Annotated in this window: 17 protein-coding genes; 6 read left to right on the top strand and 11 right to left on the bottom strand. The window is 61.4% G+C overall.

The annotated features are described in order from the left end of the window. Entirely contained in the window at window positions 1-1,278 is a 1,278-nt protein-coding gene (locus SAMIE_RS13100) for an MFS transporter (protein ID WP_066703264.1), read from the bottom strand. 218 nt (window positions 1,279-1,496) lie between these two features. Here SAMIE_RS13100 and SAMIE_RS13105 point away from each other — a divergent pair, with 218 nt between their 5' ends. Genes SAMIE_RS13105 through SAMIE_RS13115 form a run of 3 tightly spaced genes read left to right on the top strand, consistent with a single transcriptional unit; the run spans window position 1,497 to window position 6,049 of the window. Further along, complete coding sequence (locus SAMIE_RS13105) at window positions 1,497-3,968, top strand: TonB-dependent receptor domain-containing protein (protein WP_066703261.1); 2,472 nt, start codon at window positions 1,497-1,499, stop codon at window positions 3,966-3,968. Window positions 3,969-4,013: 45 nt separating this feature from the next. Beyond that, window positions 4,014-5,126 carry a glycoside hydrolase family 68 protein gene (locus SAMIE_RS13110; protein WP_232037242.1) on the top strand — a complete coding sequence of 371 codons (1,113 nt, stop codon included), beginning with the start codon at window positions 4,014-4,016 and terminating at the stop codon, window positions 5,124-5,126. Beyond that, entirely contained in the window at window positions 5,123-6,049 is a 927-nt protein-coding gene (locus SAMIE_RS13115) for an ROK family protein (protein ID WP_066703260.1), read from the top strand. Before SAMIE_RS13110 ends, SAMIE_RS13115 begins: the two co-directional genes overlap by 4 nt. Here the strand turns inward: SAMIE_RS13115 and SAMIE_RS13120 are convergent. From SAMIE_RS13120 to SAMIE_RS13165, 9 genes are all read right to left on the bottom strand, one after another. After that, complete coding sequence (locus tag SAMIE_RS13120; RefSeq protein WP_174522257.1) at window positions 6,019-6,288, bottom strand: hypothetical protein; 270 nt, start codon at window positions 6,286-6,288, stop codon at window positions 6,019-6,021. The two genes, SAMIE_RS13115 and SAMIE_RS13120, sit on opposite strands and share 31 nt — an antisense overlap. Window positions 6,289-6,308: 20 nt before the next feature. Next, a complete protein-coding gene (locus tag SAMIE_RS13125) occupies window positions 6,309-8,405 on the bottom strand; it encodes a recombinase family protein (protein ID WP_232037244.1) in 2,097 nt (698 codons plus the stop codon). A gap of 2 nt (window positions 8,406-8,407) precedes the next feature. Beyond that, complete coding sequence (locus SAMIE_RS13135) at window positions 8,408-8,920, bottom strand: DUF3489 domain-containing protein (protein WP_083952616.1); 513 nt, start codon at window positions 8,918-8,920, stop codon at window positions 8,408-8,410. Between the two features lie 500 nt (window positions 8,921-9,420). After that, window positions 9,421-9,933 carry a hypothetical protein gene (locus tag SAMIE_RS13140; protein ID WP_066703254.1) on the bottom strand — a complete coding sequence of 171 codons (513 nt, stop codon included), beginning with the start codon at window positions 9,931-9,933 and terminating at the stop codon, window positions 9,421-9,423. A gap of 101 nt (window positions 9,934-10,034) precedes the next feature. After that, window positions 10,035-10,424: a hypothetical protein gene (locus SAMIE_RS13145; RefSeq protein WP_066703251.1), complete on the bottom strand. Its 390-nt coding sequence runs from the start codon at window positions 10,422-10,424 to the stop codon at window positions 10,035-10,037. A gap of 371 nt (window positions 10,425-10,795) precedes the next feature. Then, window positions 10,796-11,812, bottom strand: coding sequence for a hypothetical protein (locus SAMIE_RS13150; protein ID WP_126516834.1), 1,017 nt, complete (start codon window positions 11,810-11,812; stop codon window positions 10,796-10,798). Next, on the bottom strand, window positions 11,802-12,965 hold the full coding sequence (locus SAMIE_RS13155) for a hypothetical protein (RefSeq protein ID WP_066703244.1): 1,164 nt from the start codon (window positions 12,963-12,965) through the stop codon (window positions 11,802-11,804). Before SAMIE_RS13155 ends, SAMIE_RS13150 begins: the two co-directional genes overlap by 11 nt. Before the next feature lie 446 nt (window positions 12,966-13,411). Next, window positions 13,412-13,825, bottom strand: coding sequence for a DUF1905 domain-containing protein (locus tag SAMIE_RS13160; RefSeq protein WP_066703240.1), 414 nt, complete (start codon window positions 13,823-13,825; stop codon window positions 13,412-13,414). Window positions 13,826-14,026: 201 nt separating this feature from the next. Then, window positions 14,027-14,808, bottom strand: a protein-coding gene (locus tag SAMIE_RS13165; protein WP_197724633.1) for an IS5 family transposase whose coding sequence is annotated in 2 segments (ribosomal slippage) — window positions 14,027-14,484 and window positions 14,484-14,808 — 783 coding nt in all. Because the reading frame shifts where the segments join, the coding sequence is not laid out codon by codon here. 107 nt (window positions 14,809-14,915) lie between these two features. Here SAMIE_RS13165 and SAMIE_RS13170 point away from each other — a divergent pair. Next, entirely contained in the window at window positions 14,916-15,122 is a 207-nt protein-coding gene (locus tag SAMIE_RS13170; RefSeq protein WP_126516830.1) for a hypothetical protein, read from the top strand. A 235-nt stretch (window positions 15,123-15,357) separates the two neighbouring features. Beyond that, a complete protein-coding gene (locus SAMIE_RS13175; protein ID WP_066703827.1) occupies window positions 15,358-15,564 on the top strand; it encodes a cold-shock protein in 207 nt (68 codons plus the stop codon). A gap of 713 nt (window positions 15,565-16,277) precedes the next feature. Here the strand turns inward: SAMIE_RS13175 and SAMIE_RS23405 are convergent. Next, window positions 16,278-16,445 carry a hypothetical protein gene (locus SAMIE_RS23405; protein WP_162849063.1) on the bottom strand — a complete coding sequence of 56 codons (168 nt, stop codon included), beginning with the start codon at window positions 16,443-16,445 and terminating at the stop codon, window positions 16,278-16,280. A gap of 381 nt (window positions 16,446-16,826) precedes the next feature. On the opposite strand from SAMIE_RS23405, the gene SAMIE_RS13185 reads away from it, so the two are divergent. Beyond that, window positions 16,827-17,492 carry a spermidine synthase family protein gene (locus tag SAMIE_RS13185; protein ID WP_232037246.1) on the top strand — a complete coding sequence of 222 codons (666 nt, stop codon included), beginning with the start codon at window positions 16,827-16,829 and terminating at the stop codon, window positions 17,490-17,492. Window positions 17,493-17,495: the final 3 nt, after the last annotated feature.

Genomic DNA, 17,495 nt, shown 5'->3' on the forward strand with positions numbered 1-17,495 from the left:
TCAGTTCGCGCTAGCCGCTTCGGTCCTGCCTTCCTTCACGCGCAGGGTCGCCGCAGCCGCGATCAGCATCATGGCGCCCGACAGGAGCAGGACATTGCGCGGATCCCCGGCCAGCAGGGGCCGATAGATGAGCGGCATAACCAGCGTTTCGATCATCATCGGGACGACGATGAACATGTTGAAGATACCCATATAGACGCCGGTTCTGGCGGGGGGAATGGCGCCGGCCAGCATGACATAGGGGTTGCCCATCAGGCTGGCCCAGCCAATGCCGATGCCGATCATCGCAGGAATAAGGCCCATCCTGGTCGTGACCAGACCGAGCGACAGCATGGCGAGGCCCGAGAGCAGCATCGCCCCGGCGTGGACCGGTTTTGCACCCGCGCGCTGCACGATCGGCATCATCGCGAACGCGGCGAAGAAGGCGACGAAATTATAAAGCGCGCCTGCCTGGCCGGTGAGTAGAACGGCCTGCCGAAAGGCCGCGCTGCCCGCGTCCGCCGTGCCGAACAGCGATCGGCCGAGGGCAAAGGCGATATATTGCCAGTAAGCGAACATCGCGAACCATTGAAAAAGCATCGCGACAGCCAGTTGCCGCATGGGGCGCGGCATATCCTTGAACGCCGCGACGAAATCGCCGAGCGCGGCGCTCGCGGCCAGCCCTTCGCCCGTCATGCGCTGGCGCTCGTCTGCCTCCAGAGGCAATTCCGGCACGCGCAGGACCGAATAGACAATGGTGGTGATCGACAGGACCGCGCCGATGAGAAAGGCGATCCGCGTAATCTCCGGAATGCCGTTGGCGTCGATCAGGTCGGCGCTGACGCCCGCCTGGACGAGCAGGGTGGGAGCCAAATAGGCGAGTGTCTGCGCAAGACCCGTAAAAGCGGATTGCGTAAGAAAGCCCAAGCTCTGCTGGCTGGGGTCGAGGCGGTCGCTCACATAGGCACGATAGGGTTCCATGGCGACGTTGTTGGCAGCGTCGAGTATCCACAGAAGCGACGCGGCGACCCACAGGACGGGACTATAGGGCATGGCGAACAGGCAGATGCTGCATAGGGCGGCCCCGATCAGGAAATAGGGCGTACGCCTTCCCAGGCGGCTGTTCGTGCGGTCGCTCAGCGCGCCGACCAGCGGCTGCACGAGGAGGCCGGTTATGGGTCCGGCCAGCCACAACAACGGCATCGACGCTTCGTCCGCGCCCAGAAAGCTGTAGATGGGACTCATGTTCGCCTGTTGCAGGCCGAACGAGAATTGCAGGCCGAAAAAGCCCAGATTCATTTCGGCGATCCGGATAGCGCTCAGACGTGGCTTGGGTCGAAACAACACGGCCTTCCCTCTCCCAAAACTTGCCGGATTCGCTGCGATTTCCGGTCTGTCGATCATTGTCATAACCGATTGCGCAAACGTTTGCCAAATAATTCTTGGCAAACGTTTGCGCACATCCTATGCAATAGGTGCATCGAGTCGGCGCAACCGACCATTTGGGGAGTGATGACATGAAAGCATTTGGAATTTTGCTGGCAACGACCGCGTTGATGATGCCTGCTTCGGCCCTGGCTCAAAGCGACGCGGCGGATGCCCAGCCTGCTGGAACCGACTCTTCCGATATCATCGTTACCGCTGTCGCGCGCGGCCAGAACAAGCTGGACAGTTCCGTCTCGGTCAGCTCGCTCAGCGCCGACGCCATTCAGCAGGCCGCGCCGCGCTCGGTCGCGGAGATTTTCCGCAACATTCCGGGCATCAGGTCCGAATCCTCGGGCGGCGAAGGCAATGCCAACATCGCAGTCCGTGGGCTGCCCGTCGCGTCCGGCGGCGCCAAATTCCTGCAGTTGCAGGAAGACGGCCTGCCCGCTCTGGAATATGGCGACATCACCTTCGGCAACGCCGACATCTTCCTGCGGTCGGACTTCAACGTGCAGCGGGTCGAAGCCATACGCGGCGGTTCGGCGTCCACCTTCGCGTCCAATTCGCCCGGCGGCGTCATCAACCTCATCTCGAAGACCGGCGAGACCGAGGGCGGCGCGATCCAGGCTTCGACCGGGCTCGACTATAGCGACTACCGGCTCGACGTCGATTATGGCGGCAAGCTGTCGGACGACCTGCGCTTCCATATCGGCGGCTTCTACCGGCAGGGCACCGGCCCGCGCCAGGCCGGCTATGACGGCAACAAGGGCGGGCAGCTCAAGTTCAACATCACCAAGGAATTTGCCGGCGGCTATATCCGGCTCTACGGCAAATATCTGAACGACCGGGCCATCGGCTATCTGCCCAACCCGGTGCGGGTGACGGGCACGAACAAAGACCCGAAATATAGCAACATTCCCGGCTTCAGCATCAACCAGGACACGCTGCATTCGCGCTACATCACGCGCAACGTGACGCTGGACGGCAACAACAACCCGGTCGTCGACGATATCCGTGACGGGCAGCATCCCGTCGTCAAGGCGTTCGGGCTGGAGAGCCGGTTCGAGATCGCCGATGGCTGGGAAGTGACCGAGCGTTTCCGCTACTCGGACGTGTCCGGGCGCTTCATCTCGAACTTCCCCGCCAATATCGATTCCGCGACGAGCATCGCCACAGCCATGGGCGGCGCCGGCGCGACCCTCAGCTATGCGAACGGTCCCAACGCCGGGCAGGCGATCGCCAATCCCTCGTCGCTGAACGGCAACGGGCTCCTCGCCCAGATCGTCGTGTTCGACACTAAGCTCAACAGCCTCAACAACATCACCAACGATATCCGCGTGACGCGCGATTTCGAAATGGGCAGCGGCAAGCTCAGCTTCACGGCGGGCTTCTACAAATCGCGTCAGACGATCGACACCGAATGGCTCTGGACGTCGTTGCTGTCCGACGTGGTCGGCGGCGGCAGGGCGGCGCTCGTCAATGTGCAGTCCGCGATGGGTGTGCCCGTGACGCAGGACGGCATCTTCGGCTATGGCGCCAGCTATTTTGGCGGCTGCTGCCGGCGCAGCTATAATATCGACTATAATACGAACGCGCCCTTCGCCTCGCTCAGCTGGGCGTCGGACAAGCTGACGCTGGACGGCAGCATCCGCTATGATTTCGGGGACGCCAACGGATCGATCGCGGGCGCCGACCTGGGCGGTGGCCGCACCGGCACGGTGTCGCGCGACGTGAATGGCGACGGCGTAATCTCCGACGCGGAAACGCGCGTCTCGGTCATTCCGCTCAGCAGCCCGGCGCCGGTGAACTATAATTTCCACTACTGGTCCTATTCGCTGGGCGCGAACTATCGCCTCGCTGACGATCTGGCGGTCTTCGCCCGCTACAGCCAGGGCGGCCGCGCCAATGCCGATCGCCTGCTGTTCGGCCCGGCCGTCAGCACCGTGGACGGGCATCTGGTCGATTCGAACGCGGCGGTCGACATGGTCAAGCAGGCCGAAGGCGGCGTCAAATATCGCACGGGCGACCTTGCCCTCTACGCAACCGCCTTCTGGGCGCGCACGGAAGAGCAGAATTTCGAAGCCACCACACAGCGGTTCGTCGATCGCAAATATCGCGCCTATGGCCTGGAACTGGAGGGCAATTACCGCGCCGGTATCTTCAGCCTGACCGCTGGCGGCACCTGGACCAAGTCCAAGATCTGCAGCGATGCATTGAATCCGGGGGTCGTTGGCAAGGTGCCGCGTCGTCAGGCTGAGTTCGTGTTCCAGGCGACGCCACAGGTCGATCTCGGTCCGGTCACGGTGGGTGCAAACGTTATCGGGACGACGTCCAGCTACGCGCAGGACAGCGATCAGTTGAAGCTGCCGGGCTACACCACCGTCAATGCTTTCCTGCAATACCGGCCCATCGAGCGGGTGCAGCTGTCGCTGAACGCCAACAACCTCTTCAACGTCAAGGGCTTCACCGAGGCGGAAGAAGGCGCGATCCCGGAGAACGGCATCGTTCGGGCGCGGTCGATCAACGGGCGCACCATTTCCGCCGCAGTCAAGGTGGGCTTCTGAGCGATGACGTCAGCGGTGACATCAGGGAACGGGGTTGCGACTGAAGTGGACATATCCACCTTCCACTGGACTGCGACCCATGTTGCCGCCATCGGCGATGACCATCGAGCGCCCGTGATCGAGAAGTCCGCTCCGGTGCTGCCCGGGACAGACCTTTGGGATCATTGGCCGATCATCGACAGGCAAGGGCGGACGGTTAAGTTCTCCGGCGGCCCGCTGGTCATCGCCCTGACGGCGCCCGTCATGCCGGACCCGGAGGCACGCCACGCCGTAGCCCGCCTCCGGCTGATGCAGAAAAGGCAGGAAGGCTGGCTGGACTTGGGCCACCTTCTGCCTGACGACCTCAATCCGGGAAGCAGGGAATGGGCGGGAACGGCCGTGCTGGAAGAGGACGGCAAGACGCTCTCGCTCTACTATACTTCGGCAGGGGTTCGCGGGGAGGCAGTGCCTACTTTCCTCCAGCGAATGCTCCTCATCCGCGGCACGCTTCGGCTGTCCGAGGCCGGGGCCGGGGTGAATGACTGGACGACGCCCGAAGAGCTGTTCGTTCCGGACGACCGCCTGTACCGGTCGGATATGACGGGGGGTGGCGCCGTCGGCACCATCAAGGCATTCCGAGACCCATTCCCTGTCATCCATCCGGAAACCGGCGAAGAGTTCATCCTGTTCAGCGCGTCCAAGCCGGGCTCACCATCCGACTGGAACGGGCTGATCGGGGTCGCCCGGCGGGAGGGAGGAGTCTGCACGTTTCTCCCCCCGCTGGTCGATGCCGACCGATTGAACAACGAGCTTGAGCGGCCCCATATGGTTCGCCATGGCGGGCGCTTCTATCTCTTCTGGTCGACGCAGGCGAAGGTCTTCGCCGCTGGCGGTCCAAGAGGACCGAACGGGCTTTATGGCGTAGTGAGCGACAATCTGCTGGGGCCATGGCGGCTGCTCAACGGAACCGGTCTGGTCGTCGGCAACCCCGAAGACGCCCCGTTCCAAGCCTATAGCTGGCTCGTGCTCGACGACCTGAGCGTCTGGAGCTTTGCGGATCTGGTCGGCCTTGCTACGCCTGCCCGCGATCCGGCGGAGGCGCGGTCCGCCTTCGCCGGATCGCCTGCGCCGGTGCTGCAAATCGCGCTCGACGGCGACAGCAGCAGCATCGTCGCATGACCGAGACTCCCGTCGTCGCGTCGCTCGAACTGGGCGGCACCAAATCCATCGCTTCGCTGACGCAGGGGACGCGCATCCTCCGGCAGGAGCGCATGGCCACGGGCGACCGTCCAGAGGCGGTATTGGCCTTCATGATCGAGACGCTTCAACGGTGGATGAGCGAGACGCCGTTCGCGGCGATCGGCGTCGCGAGTTTCGGACCTGTCGGCCTCGACACCAGCCGTGAGGACTTTGGATATATATTGACCACGCCGAAGCCCGGCTGGTCCAACTTCAACCTGCTGCGGCGCATCAGGGACAGCTTCGATCTGCCGATCGGTTTCGACACCGATGTCGGCGGCGCTGCCCTGGCCGAAGGGCTGTGGGGGGCTTCGACAGGCTGCCGCACCCATGCCTATCTGACGATCGGAACGGGCGTGGGATTGGGGCTGGTCGTCGATGGAAAGGTCCATCATGGCGCACTGCATCCCGAAGCCGGCCATGTGCGGCTCCGCCGATCGCCGGGCGACACCTTTCGAGGCATCTGCTCTTTCCATCGCGATTGTCTCGAAGGCTTGATAAGCGGCCCCGCCCTTATCAGCAGAGCGGGTGGGCCGGTTGATCAACTTTCCGCGAGAGATCCCATCTGGGCGCATGTTGCGCATGACCTCGCCGAATTTCTGACGATACTTCTGTTGGTCACGTCCGCCGAGCGCATCCTCCTGGGCGGCGGAGTCGCGCTGGGACGACCGATGTTGCTGCCGACGATCCATGCGGAAGTCGCGCAGCGCCTCAGCGGTTATCTCCACAAATGCGCGTCGGCCGATTTACAGAAGCGCATACGCTTTGCAGGACTGGGTGCGAATGCCGGGCCTTTGGGCGGGTCGGCAGTCGCGATGCAGGCGTTACAATCTCAATGTACAAATTCGACGTTGAACGTCTGATCAAGCCATTGGTCTTCAAGATTATTCGGCGGATCGATTAGCGCATACTGCGAAAATTCCTCTTCGGAGCGATCGGAAATACGGGTTTGCTCCGCACTGTCAATGTCTTCAGCCAGCTTGGGAAACCAAGTACCTTCCTCGGAATAGACATGGTGAGCGACCGCACCACGAACATGCTCGAGTTTGTCGAGATAATCCTTGCTCATCGGGTCGAGCCGTTTGAGCAGCTCCATTTCCATCTAAGGGCTCCCGTGATCCGCTAGCTGGTCTGCATCATCATCCTTTCCTGCTCGCACCATCGCACGGGCACAGCGCCGGTGGCGAGGAGCGCTGCGCTGTTGAGCCCTGCAGGCTGCCGCCCTGTGAGGATGGCGCCGGTGATGGCGGGCGAGGGGAAGGCGAGCCGCAGCACCCGGCTCATCCATGCGTCGGAGACCTTCTCGCGCTCGCACAGCATGGTGATGTTGACCTCGCCCTTCCGGAGCTCATCCCACCAGCGGTGCGCCTGCACGATGAGGCGGACGAGCGAGGCATCGGGCTGCGCCATGACCGTGCGCCCGTCCTGCTGTACAAGCTTCATGGCGCGGCCAGAGCGGCGCAGCCGCGCCCCGTCGACGAGCGTAACCCGCGCAGGCGCGTGATCGGCCTGCTCTGCCTGCAGCAGCGCGGCAATGGCCTCGCTGCTGCAGTGGATCATGGTCCTCCCCTCCTCCACCTCGACGCGCAGGAGGACGGTGTCGAGCAGTTCCCTGTTCCTGCCCCGGAGCTGGGCCGCGATCTCCCTGCCCCTTATTTCGAGCGCCGGGAGCCGCCTGGGGTCCACCTCGAGCGCAGTCCTCTCGATGAGATCCAGCATGTCCTCGAACAGCGTGGCGATGCGGTGCAGGACCATCGCGTCGATCTCGCGCGCGGGAATACGCACGGTCGATCCCTGCCCGCCAGACTGCCGCGGCGCGCTGGCATAGTAGCGCCAGCGCTTCTGCGCCCCTGTCGCGCTCCCCTTCGACGCATGGCTGGCGATGAACGGGACGCCGGTCCGATCGACGATCCTGCCGGCCAGAAGGCTGGGCGCTGCCGCGCGGATCCTCTGGCGATGCCCATGGGTATTGGCGGCAAGCTGCGCCTGTACCGCATCGTAGAGTTCGTCCGGGACGATGGCGTCATGGAGGCCGGGATAGACCTGGTCCCCATGCTGCACCCTGCCGGTGTAGGTCCGGCATTTGAGCATCAGATAGAGCTGGCCCCGGCTGAGCGGGCGTCCGCCGATGCGCCGGCCGGTGCCGGTGGTGCGCATCGGCGCCAGCAGCCCGTCCCGCTCGAGCCTTTGCGCCAGACAGCGGACATTGCCGGTTTCGAGATAGAGCCCGAAGATCGTGCGCACGAGCGCGGCATGCTCTTCGACGACAGCGAGGCTGCGCCCGTCGGGCCGATAGCCGAGCGGCGGGATGCCGCCCATCCACATGCCCTTCGCTTTCGAGGCCGCGATCTTGTCGCGGATGCGCTCGGCGGTCACCTCACGCTCGAACTGGGCAAAGGAGAGCAGCATGTTGAGCGTCAGGCGTCCCATGCTGGTGGTGGTGTTGAACGACTGGGTGATCGAGACGAACGACGCGCTGGCGGCATCGAACGCCTCGACCAGTTTCGAGAAGTCGAGGAGCGAGCGGGTAAGGCGGTCGACCTTGTAGACGACGACGATGTCGATCCGCCCCTGCGCCACATCCTCCAGCAGCCGTCTCAGGGCCGGCCTCTCGAGCGTGCCGCCCGAGAGGCCGCCATCGTCATAGCGGTCCGGAACCTGGCTCCAGCCCTCGCTCGCCTGACTGAGGATATAGGCGGAACAGGCCTCGCGCTTTGCGTCGAGCGAGTTGAAGTCCTGTGCCAGTCCCTCCTCGCTCGACTTGCGCGTGTAGATGGCGCAGCGCACGCTCTTCATGCCGCCATCCTCTTCCTGAGGCCGAAGAAGGCAGGCCCGGACCAGCGCGTGCCGGTGATGGCGCGGGCAACGTCGGAGAGGGAGCGATACACCCCTCCCCTCCCAGCGCACCGCGCCATCCTCGCCGACGGTCACGACATGGGCCCTGCCCTGCCATTCGCGCACCAGCCGCGTGCCGGGCGATACCGCCACGGTGCCGCTTCCCGCCGCCATCGCCTGCGCCAGTCTCTGGCCCGTCTGGCGGTCAAAGCCCCCCAGCGCCCGTGCCTGTATCTCCCGGCCCAGTGCCAGCCGCAGCATGGCCGGACTGATGCGGGGCACGGGACTTGAGGTCATCGTTACCCAGCGCTCCTTCAGCGCCGCCGACGACAGGCCTTCAAGGGCTGCAAGTTCCGCCTCGATGCGGGCGTCCATCGGGCTCATCGTCAGGCGCCCGTGACGAGGCGATAGACCGCAACCTCGCCCCGTTTCTCCCGGCCGATGGCATGGCCCTTCCGGCGCAGGCCGCTCAGGGCGGCGCGCATCGTATGGGGCAGCCAGCCGGTCGCATCGATGAGCTCGGCCGGCGATGCGCCACCCTCACGTCCGAGCATGGCGAGCACCGTCGCGCTCTTCGAGCCGGAACGCGGCGCGGCAACCGGCGTGGCCTCATCCGTCACGCAGGACGCTTCTGCCTCCCCGTCGATGAGTGCACGGGCCTTTGGCGTCAGGACAAGGCCGATGCGTTCCCCGCCCTCCTCCTTCCATATCGCCGACCGGTCCGTGACCGCCCCCTTCTCCACCAGCCTGCGCCGCAGCAGACCGGCAATGGCTGCCTCCACCGCGTCGCTCCTGTGGCGGATGCTTTCGCGCAGCGGATGCAGCAGCCCGCTCTCTCGTGCCGATGCGGTCGAGAGCAGGATGAGGTCGAGATCGTCCAGTTTGACGGGACGTGCCATGGATGGTCCTTTCGCAGCGGAAGGCGGCCCGATGCCGCTTCCACTGCCCAGAGCCCCGTCCATAATCATGGCGGGGCAGCGCGCGCCCAACGCAGCGCGCCCGTCCGATTCAGCGGTGTCGCTGTCGCTCCGACCGCCCGGCAAGTCGAGCAGATTGTGCAGTGCGCGGATCTGCGCGTTGCGGCCCACCACTACCGGCGGCACGGAACGGACGATGCACGGAACGATCGGTCAGCGTGACGGGCATCCGAACCCCGGCCGCCTTTTGCTCTGGCGAATGGAAACAGGCTCCCAGCTGAATCTTCAATCCCGTCCGACACCGGCCACTCCGCTCAAAGAGCGGCAATCATCCCGGCAGATGCATGGCGCGCAAGGCGACCGTCAGACCCCGCTTACATATGTTCGGCCGCCGTCTCGCGCTATGTCGACGTCCGGACTGGCACGGGTTTCCGTGCGAGAGTATCTGTCGATCGATCGGCAAATACCGATGCCTGGGATCGTCAGTCGGCAATAGCGGCCGACGCCTGCAGCGGCGCGGAGGGGATCGCGACGACCGAGGGTGGAGCTGCCGGTGGCGGCGTCACATCCACATAGCCGGTAAAGCTGTCCCCCGCTTTCAACCTGGCGCTGTCGCCTCCGGTAAGGAGGCCCAAGATGCCGAAACCTACAACCGCCAGCACCACGCCGGCACCGTTGCCGTCGCCTTTGTCAGCGTAACCGCCGCGCAAGGGCACACGGCCGGAGGGAAGATCGAGGTAGAGGAGCTTGGCGCCCAGTCGCCCGCCCTTACCCACAGCGCCGTTCTTTTCGACGCTCGCTATCTCGCCCCAAGCGGTCGATCCAACAGGCACCGCCGACGCGCCGTCGATGTAGATCGGTTCGTCTACTCGCAGTTTAAACCTGTCGCCCAGACGCGCCGTGCGGCTGTTGATCTCTTTGAGGACCATCAGGCGCACGGGCGTGCCAGCGGGAAGCAGCGGCGTTGCGACTGGCGGCGTTGTCGTCGCAATCATCCCGCCTGCAGCCTGAGGACTAGAGGGCAAAACCGCTGGCTGAGCCTGCGACCCGGCCGCGCCGAAGGCGGCAATTGTCAGCATCGCCGCTAAGGCGAGCATCAGTTGCTCGCGGGCGCTGCGGGATCGAGGAACTTGATCGCTACCCCGGTAGCGCTGCTGGAGCCCCAGCTCAAGGCAGTCACGTGAGCGTCGCCATACTGCGCCTTGATCACCGCGTCGGCGCCCAGCTTTTCGCCGCGCTCCCATAACTCGCGGTAAATCTTCTCTTGGCTGGGCGCCTTGCTGAAGATGGTGGCCTTGCGCACACCCGCTTTTACCTCGCCGATAACCGTATAAGGACGGTCAGTTATGTCATATGGGAAGACGGGAAGGCCTATTTCCTCGTTGACCACTACATAGTGCTTGGCTTCTGGCGCTGCAGCCAGGATCTGGGCCGGCGTAACAACGGCCGTCGCCAATGCCGCGACGAATAAGGCTTTAACTTTCATAGCGTTCCCCCAATTTACTTCCGATTGATTGCAGGGGCCGGAGCGTGCGTCAAGCAGGTTCTAGCATATGGCGGCCTCCCCAATGGGCGATGCGCGTCAGCTCGCCTCAAGCCGCACGCCTGGCACCTGACTGGACGCGCCGCGCCGTCTCACCGCGCCGTCGCTCAATATGCCCGATATCTCCACTACCGCGTTATTGAATCCGATGACTGACACGACGCCTGGCGCAGGGCAGTGCTGCGTTACGCGACCTGCATGATCAACAGGTCGGCGGCAGGACCATGGGCAGCCCCAGACAAACGGCCCCTAGTCGACGGAGCATGTGAGCGGCATCGATGTAGCGAACAGCGACACCGGTGCGCATTGCTAGCCTATTGCGGTGCGCTCCCTATGGGAATCACACCACGACGCCGCGCCGCCCGTATTTCTGTGAGGCGCGCGATATCTTCATATTGCCAGCGCTCGCGGATCACCTGTTCGCTGTAGCTGCCAACCTTGGCCATACGGCAATACCAGCGGAGCGGATCTCCTGCCGCCCTCACGAGGCCGCGCAGAATTTCCGGTTCGACGAGAAGTTTGAGCTTGCCTATGACAAGATCCCTGTCTTCATGCCCTCTGCGGCACCGGCCCAGAAGCCACAGATGGCTGCCTAAGGCGTCCCGATAGGTTGCCTTATATTTTGCAAGGAGGATGCCGTTGTCAGGTTCATAGGGGCTCATCAGATAGATGGCCGCTTTGCGATAGGCGTTGGCTGGAACGAGCCCGAGGCGATTCTCCTGATCCTTGGCCAAGTCGCTCAATAAAATGAAGTGGCGTTTGCGCTCACGAATGACAGCGATCCGGCTCTGCGCAAATACATCGCCATAATGCTTGTCCAAATAGTGGAAGATCCGATCCGCGTCATCAAATTTATAAGCCTTAATATAGCTTTCAGCGAGATTGACATGACGATATTTGAAATCCATCTGCGCCGAACGAGTTAGATATTTGATCTCGTTCTTCACAATGAAGATGGATGAAATCAGAAAGATCGGCATAAAAACGACGAGTAGTAGAGAGGCCAACGACAGGATCGTATAGGATCCGATCTTGGCCCGCCTGTCATTCCCCCTTACGATATGATAATGGCTGAAACGTAAGAATTTCAGTTCGCGCAAAAGAAATTTGCCGATGATGTCGGCGTAAAAGAGCAGCGCCAGGGCTGTTACGGCCATGGCCATGTCTGGCCACAGCATCTCGAAGGCGATCTGAATATTTTCGCCGATCGTCACTCCATCGCTTGATGAAAGATAACCGAAGGCGGCTGGCAGAAGGCCTGCCATCCCCGTAATGATCGCCAGCAGCCAGACCCTGAACTCTCTGAATGTCTTCACTATCTTACCACTCATTTGAGCGGCTCTTTAGCCAGTCCACGGTCCGTCCGAAGCCCTCGCTCTTTATGAGAGGCCTGGACCGGCCATAGGTGGCATTAAAGGCGCTGCGTGCGCTCGTGCAGCGCCCTTGGTCCCCGATCGGCTTCGGTACGCACAGTCCCCAAGCGCGCCAGAACGCGCCGCGTATGACGAGCAGGTTGATAAGGTCGCTTTCCAGTTGGTTGCGCGACTGAAGAGCAGAGATGAATGCGCCGCTGGCGGACGGCTCAAGGTGCATATCTGTATCTTCGCCGCGGGTCGAGATGGAGAGCTCGACCAGAGCCTTGAAGAAAGGCGGACCTGCCATATGGGGCAACGTTACATGGGAGGCTTCGGCATCCATCGCTTCAATCAGCTTATCCAGCGATTCCTGGGCGGCGATCGGATTGGCCATGACTTCGTCGGGACGACCGAATAGCACTCCGATAAAATAAAGCACGCTCATCCACTTTGTCGTCCATCGATCGACCTGATCGTCGTCCACCCTGAACAGCCTCAACGTATCAAGGGTTGTATTTATAAGCCTCTCGGCAGGATGTATCTGCCTAGATGCCAGCAGGCGCCTGAGCTTCGGCATGACGATGGTCCGGCAGTACCAGAGATAGGCAACAAGATTGACACGAGCCTCGGAGGAGACTTCCCCATCTCCGGACTCTGCATAGATCTCGAATGCCCATTTGCGTTCTGACCGGTAATCGCTCAGCGAACGATAGATTGCAACCTCACGATCCTGAAAAGAGAGATAAGGCAGAAGATCCCATAATGTACTGATTGTCTGGCCTTTGAAGATTCTCCTATAGTCTGGATAATAAGAGACGATCCTCCCGACCGGGGCCGTGGTGACCATTGAGAACTCTTCCTGGATCGCGGAACTTGGCGGCGTCGACAAGGCTTGGCTGTCTTTAACCTGTGCATATATCATTTCGCTCAGCATGCGCGACTTCCCTGTATCGCGAGTATCAAATCCGATCCTGCTGATATCGCTGACACTGTGACCATCAATCTCGTCCAAACGAAATACAACGGCTGCGCAAAGAAAGAGCAGCAGCATCGAGAACAGGACGAAAGTGAAAAGATAGAGCGAGAATTTCAGGAAATAGGATCGGGGATCGATCAGGAACGCCTGCATTTGCGGAAGGTCCCCCACACAAGTAAGGGGTTTTCACCCGATTCCGCTACCGTAATGAGTTAATATCTGTATTGCCAGTGGCAGATGGTGCGCGGATAGAAAAATCAGCAAACCCGATGAAAGAATATATCGAGTTTGTTTTACAACTTTATCCTCGGGCCGTTAGTTCGGCAACGCTTCTCGTGATGGCGAAGGGCGACCCTTTCGGGAGGCCCAGAACCAGAGTTCAGCTCCTTAGGTGCAGATCTTATGCTTTTCCGGCCGCTCGCGGCCCACTTGCGCCGTTCTGGAGCTATGCTGGCCATGCCGGATTACTTCGAAACAGGCCATTTTCTCGAATGACGACTGGCGAGCAGCGAAGCGCGAGGATGGAGCCGTCCAGGAAAGTTGTCACCACGCCGGTCAGAACTGCGCGGACCACCTTCCCTGACGCCGGGCGCTCATTTCTAGCGTGATGGTCCCTTGGATAGGGTAACGCGCACCGTGATCACGTCGCCTTCGGCCAACTTTTCTGCTTTTCTCACGCTCGCCTTGATGGGCAGCATGTAGCCCTGGCGGGCCTTGCTCGGGAAGACCGATGTACGCCAACATGTTTTGCCGATGCCAGCCTCTACGTAGACCGACCCCCAAGCCGCCGATTGGCCAGAGGATGCTACACGGATGGCTTCGGCGACCTCGCCGTCGATCGTCAGAAAATGCCACGACATCGATGAGGGCTGGCCATCCTTGCCTTCCCCGCGCCACAACCAGATAGGCCCGACATGCTCCCAAGCTGTCTCGGCAGGTGAGACGTCTCCGCCCAGTTCCTCGCGCAGGAAGCGGATCAGCTCGGGGTCTGTTGGGCCATCGTTCGTTTGCATCACGGGATCATTGGCTGCGCGCTCCTTTGATGCAACCCGATCTTGCACTATCGTTTGCGTCTACGTTCTCTTTCGTTGGGGGCCGCAGTCGACCAAAGATCCAGGTTTCAGTATGTCGGCTTACATCCGAAGCCGTCATTCGCAAGTGCGATAGCTGCAGCAGCTTGATAAGTTCCGCGGCTTCATCTGTATTCCTGCAAGCTAGGCGGCGTGGACAAATTTGAGCCAGTATCTGGCGGTGGCGAGGTGGACCATTCCGAGGAAGCTGTTGGCCAGTTGGTCGTAGCGGGTGGCAATGGCGCGATTGATCTTGAGATGGCCGAACATGCGCTCGATGCGATTGCGCTGTCGGTAGAGCACCCGATCATAATGGATTTTCACACGGCGGTTTGATCGGCCCGGAATGACGGCCTTGATCGTCCTTTCGGCGAGGTCCGCGCGGATGGCGTCGGCGTCATAACCCTTGTCTGCAAGGAAGGCATCGGGTGCGCGCTCGGGCAAATCGATCAGCGCATCATACGCCTTGCAGTCCGCTGCTTCACCGCCAGTCAGAATGAAGGCGAGCGGTCGTCCGAGGGCATCAGCCAGGCAGTGAAGCTTACTGGTGAACCCGCCCCGCGAGCGGCCAAGAGCGCGTCGATGAGTCCCCCTTTTCCGCCCGCTGCCGAGACGTGGGCGCGGACTGTGGTGCTGTCGATGCTATAGTGGCCGCTGTCCGCCATGATCTCAGCCAGGGTGACCGCAACCGTTTCCCAGACGCCAGCCTCGCTCCATCGTCGGAACCGCCGATAGATTGTGTTCCAGCTACCATATTTGGGCGGCACGTCTCGCCACGGAGCGCCACACCGGAGCCGCCAGAGAATGCCGTTGATGATCGAACGGTTCTGCTCAGGTGGCCTGCCTCGGCCACGGTTCTCCGGCTCGATCGGCAGCAAGTCCTTTAAAACGCGCCACTCTGCTTCGGTTAAATCGCCCCGGCTCAAGCCTGCCTCCAAAAAGCAGCCTTGAATCAAGGCAAGTGTGCCACGTCAATCGCTAACCCATGCGGCAATCGTTTGGCGAAAGCCCGGTTCCGTGCGAGCATGGTTACATGGAAGTGCTGACAATCCTCGTTGTGATCGTCGCGGTGCTCTCGGCAGCCACGACAAACGCAATCGTGCAAAGGCGCCTGCTCGCTTCAGGACGTGGATGGTTCCGCAGCACAGTCGTTTCCGGCTTTACAGGCTTTCTTGCAGCTATTGGCATCATCGCAACCTACTTCATCATAGGCCACCTGATCTGGAAGTTGGCGCAGTAGCCAATTTGTCCACGCGCCCTAGACTGGGCAATTTGAACCGATGAGGCAGCGAGCGGCTTCCAATAACCGACCATAGCGCCGTCATTTGACTTTTATATTTCGATACGCCATAGGTAATTTGCTATCGTCGCCTGCGACGGATTTTGCCCCCAAGGGCGCTTCTTCCTTTTCTTGCGCTACCAGCTCCGCCTGCGATCTTTGCGGGTGGATATCTCATATTGAAAAGGACATCCTCATGCCCATCGGCACAGTAAAATTCTTCAATGCAGACAAAGGCTATGGTTTTCTAGCTCCTGAAACGGGTGGCGATGATAGCTTCGTCCATATCAGCGCCGTAGAACGCGCTGGCATGGTGACGCTGCAGAAAGATCAGCGTCTTCAATATGAAGTCGAGACCGATCAACGCGGCAAACAGTCTGCGGTGAATCTCGAATCTGCCTGACCGCGCGGCCGGCTTTCTGTCGGCCCATTGACAAGGCCTTCTGGGTCTCAATCGTGCTGGACAGTTCTCTGGACGGCTGCCGCGTGCGCTAATTGGCGGCGTTAAACCACTGTCGCCACCATGCACGTACAACAGTCCGAACGCGCTAACCCGATCCCCCCGGATCGAACGTTATCGCCCCTCGCCGATCATCTCGGCCTTGCGACCAATTTATAGACTCTGCGTCAAAGGCGCACAGGACCATAATGAAATTCAAATTCGTACCCGTTTGCTGCCCCTCGGCCGTATCGATGCATCGGCATAAAACGCAGATGCCATCGGGCCACTATCCCGTCGGCGTTCTTCCGCCCCGCGAACTACGCCGCGTGGTCGCGGAGATGCTCGGTTGAAATAAACATTCTGACTTATCGAGGAGACAGTCATGTCGGTCACCAAGGATTTTTACCTGGCACGCGTCGCCCAGTGTGATCGCGAAGCCGGCAGGGCCGCTCCCAAAGATATACGTGCGCGTTGCTCGGGGCCGGGCAAGGCTTGGCGGCTTTTGGCCGAGCGCTTCTCTAGCACCGTAACATACCCTCCACGTAAGGCCGCTTACGGGATTGCAGTGGGGATTTCCCATGTCTAGGGGCTTCCGCAAAGCTGACAGCACGCCGCGCCTTTCGCCCGAACAGGCTGCCCGGCAAGGCCGCATCTCTCGAGCGGCGATCGCCAGATTAGGCGCGCCGGGCGCGATTGCTTTCCTTAACCGCCATGATGATGGGCTTGGTGGGAGACCGCTTGACCGTGCCATCGAAAGTATGGAGGGGTTGCAGGAGGCTGAGGCGCTGCTGGGGAGCCTGCCGCCGGTTTGCGGCAGCTAGCAGATACAGCATCAGGACCACGCGAACCTTGCGCCTTTACTTGGCTCTGTCAATGATGCCATTGGCATCGCATTTACCCCTGAGCGGCGATGGGGCGGGCAATTTCAAGATAGCACTTGTCTTCATTGCATCGATGTGAGCAGGGACATGATCTCGCTGCCTGATGAATGCCGAACCCGGCCGACGCCGCGCGCGATATCAACCTGACAGGATGAATATGGGCCAATTGCGTACAGCAAATAACCGGCGCAACTACGCGGTTCGCAATGCGATCGGACGCCGACGCGCTGCCGCAGAAATCTTGGCGGGCGATGATACGGCTGCGCGACCGGCCAGCGAGACCAAATCAGAACGAAGCGTCTCCTGAGCGGCGTCATCGACACCCGCGATCTGCCGATTGAATTGATCGACACGGCGGATATTCCTGGCGGCGGTCAATTGCTTCTGCGCCAGCGGGGCAGCGATTTCGCGATCGAATATGGTGAAATCCAGTTGATGGTAAGCTGGGTCAGCCGGTCGGAGCAGGCTCTGGCAACGCTTGCCTGCCAGCGCGTTCGCAGAGACGATGCACAATTGCTGATCGGCGGGCTCGGCATGGGCTTTACCCTGACCGCGGCGCTGGCCGTCTTGCCCGCAAATGCCGGCGTGGTCGTTGCCGAACTCGTCCCCAAGGTTCTGGATTGGGCCAAGGGACCGCTGGCCCATCTGTTCGGCGATGCGCTGGCCGATCCGCGGCTCGCGGTGGAAATTTGCGATGTACACGACCTTATCGCCGGATCGCCCGAAAGATTTGACGCGATCCTGCTGGATGTCGACAACGGACCCGATGGGTTGATCAGTCTCGCCAATGACCGTCTTTATTCGGTTGGAGGTTTGCAATTGGCGCATGCAGCACTGCGTCCCGGCGGTGTTCTCGCAATCTGGTCCGGCTATCCGGCTTATGGCTTTGCCGACCAACTCGAAAATGCGGGCTTCATCGTCGAAGAGGTGCACATGCGTACCGGCGAGCACGGCCGGGGTGACCGCCATGTGATTTGGCTGGCGACCAGGCCGTTACCTCAGAATTGAGGT

Origin of the sequence: Sphingobium amiense (assembly GCF_003967075.1) — a bacterium.
In the GTDB taxonomy this organism is placed as follows: domain Bacteria; phylum Pseudomonadota; class Alphaproteobacteria; order Sphingomonadales; family Sphingomonadaceae; genus Sphingobium; species Sphingobium amiense.

Coding starts and splice junctions, on each gene's coding strand:
- SAMIE_RS13100 (WP_066703264.1), bottom strand. CDS start 1,278: ATGAATCTGGGCTTTTTCGGCCTGCAATTCTCGTTCGGCCTGCAACAG.
- SAMIE_RS13105 (WP_066703261.1), top strand. CDS start 1,497: ATGAAAGCATTTGGAATTTTGCTGGCAACGACCGCGTTGATGATGCCT.
- SAMIE_RS13115 (WP_066703260.1), top strand. CDS start 5,123: ATGACCGAGACTCCCGTCGTCGCGTCGCTCGAACTGGGCGGCACCAAA.
- SAMIE_RS13120 (WP_174522257.1), bottom strand. CDS start 6,288: ATGGAAATGGAGCTGCTCAAACGGCTCGACCCGATGAGCAAGGATTAT.
- SAMIE_RS13125 (WP_232037244.1), bottom strand. CDS start 8,405: ATGAGCCCGATGGACGCCCGCATCGAGGCGGAACTTGCAGCCCTTGAA.
- SAMIE_RS13135 (WP_083952616.1), bottom strand. CDS start 8,920: ATGGCACGTCCCGTCAAACTGGACGATCTCGACCTCATCCTGCTCTCG.
- SAMIE_RS13140 (WP_066703254.1), bottom strand. CDS start 9,933: ATGATTGCGACGACAACGCCGCCAGTCGCAACGCCGCTGCTTCCCGCT.
- SAMIE_RS13145 (WP_066703251.1), bottom strand. CDS start 10,424: ATGAAAGTTAAAGCCTTATTCGTCGCGGCATTGGCGACGGCCGTTGTT.
- SAMIE_RS13150 (WP_126516834.1), bottom strand. CDS start 11,812: ATGAGTGGTAAGATAGTGAAGACATTCAGAGAGTTCAGGGTCTGGCTG.
- SAMIE_RS13155 (WP_066703244.1), bottom strand. CDS start 12,965: ATGCAGGCGTTCCTGATCGATCCCCGATCCTATTTCCTGAAATTCTCG.
- SAMIE_RS13160 (WP_066703240.1), bottom strand. CDS start 13,825: ATGCAAACGAACGATGGCCCAACAGACCCCGAGCTGATCCGCTTCCTG.
- SAMIE_RS13170 (WP_126516830.1), top strand. CDS start 14,916: ATGGAAGTGCTGACAATCCTCGTTGTGATCGTCGCGGTGCTCTCGGCA.
- SAMIE_RS13175 (WP_066703827.1), top strand. CDS start 15,358: ATGCCCATCGGCACAGTAAAATTCTTCAATGCAGACAAAGGCTATGGT.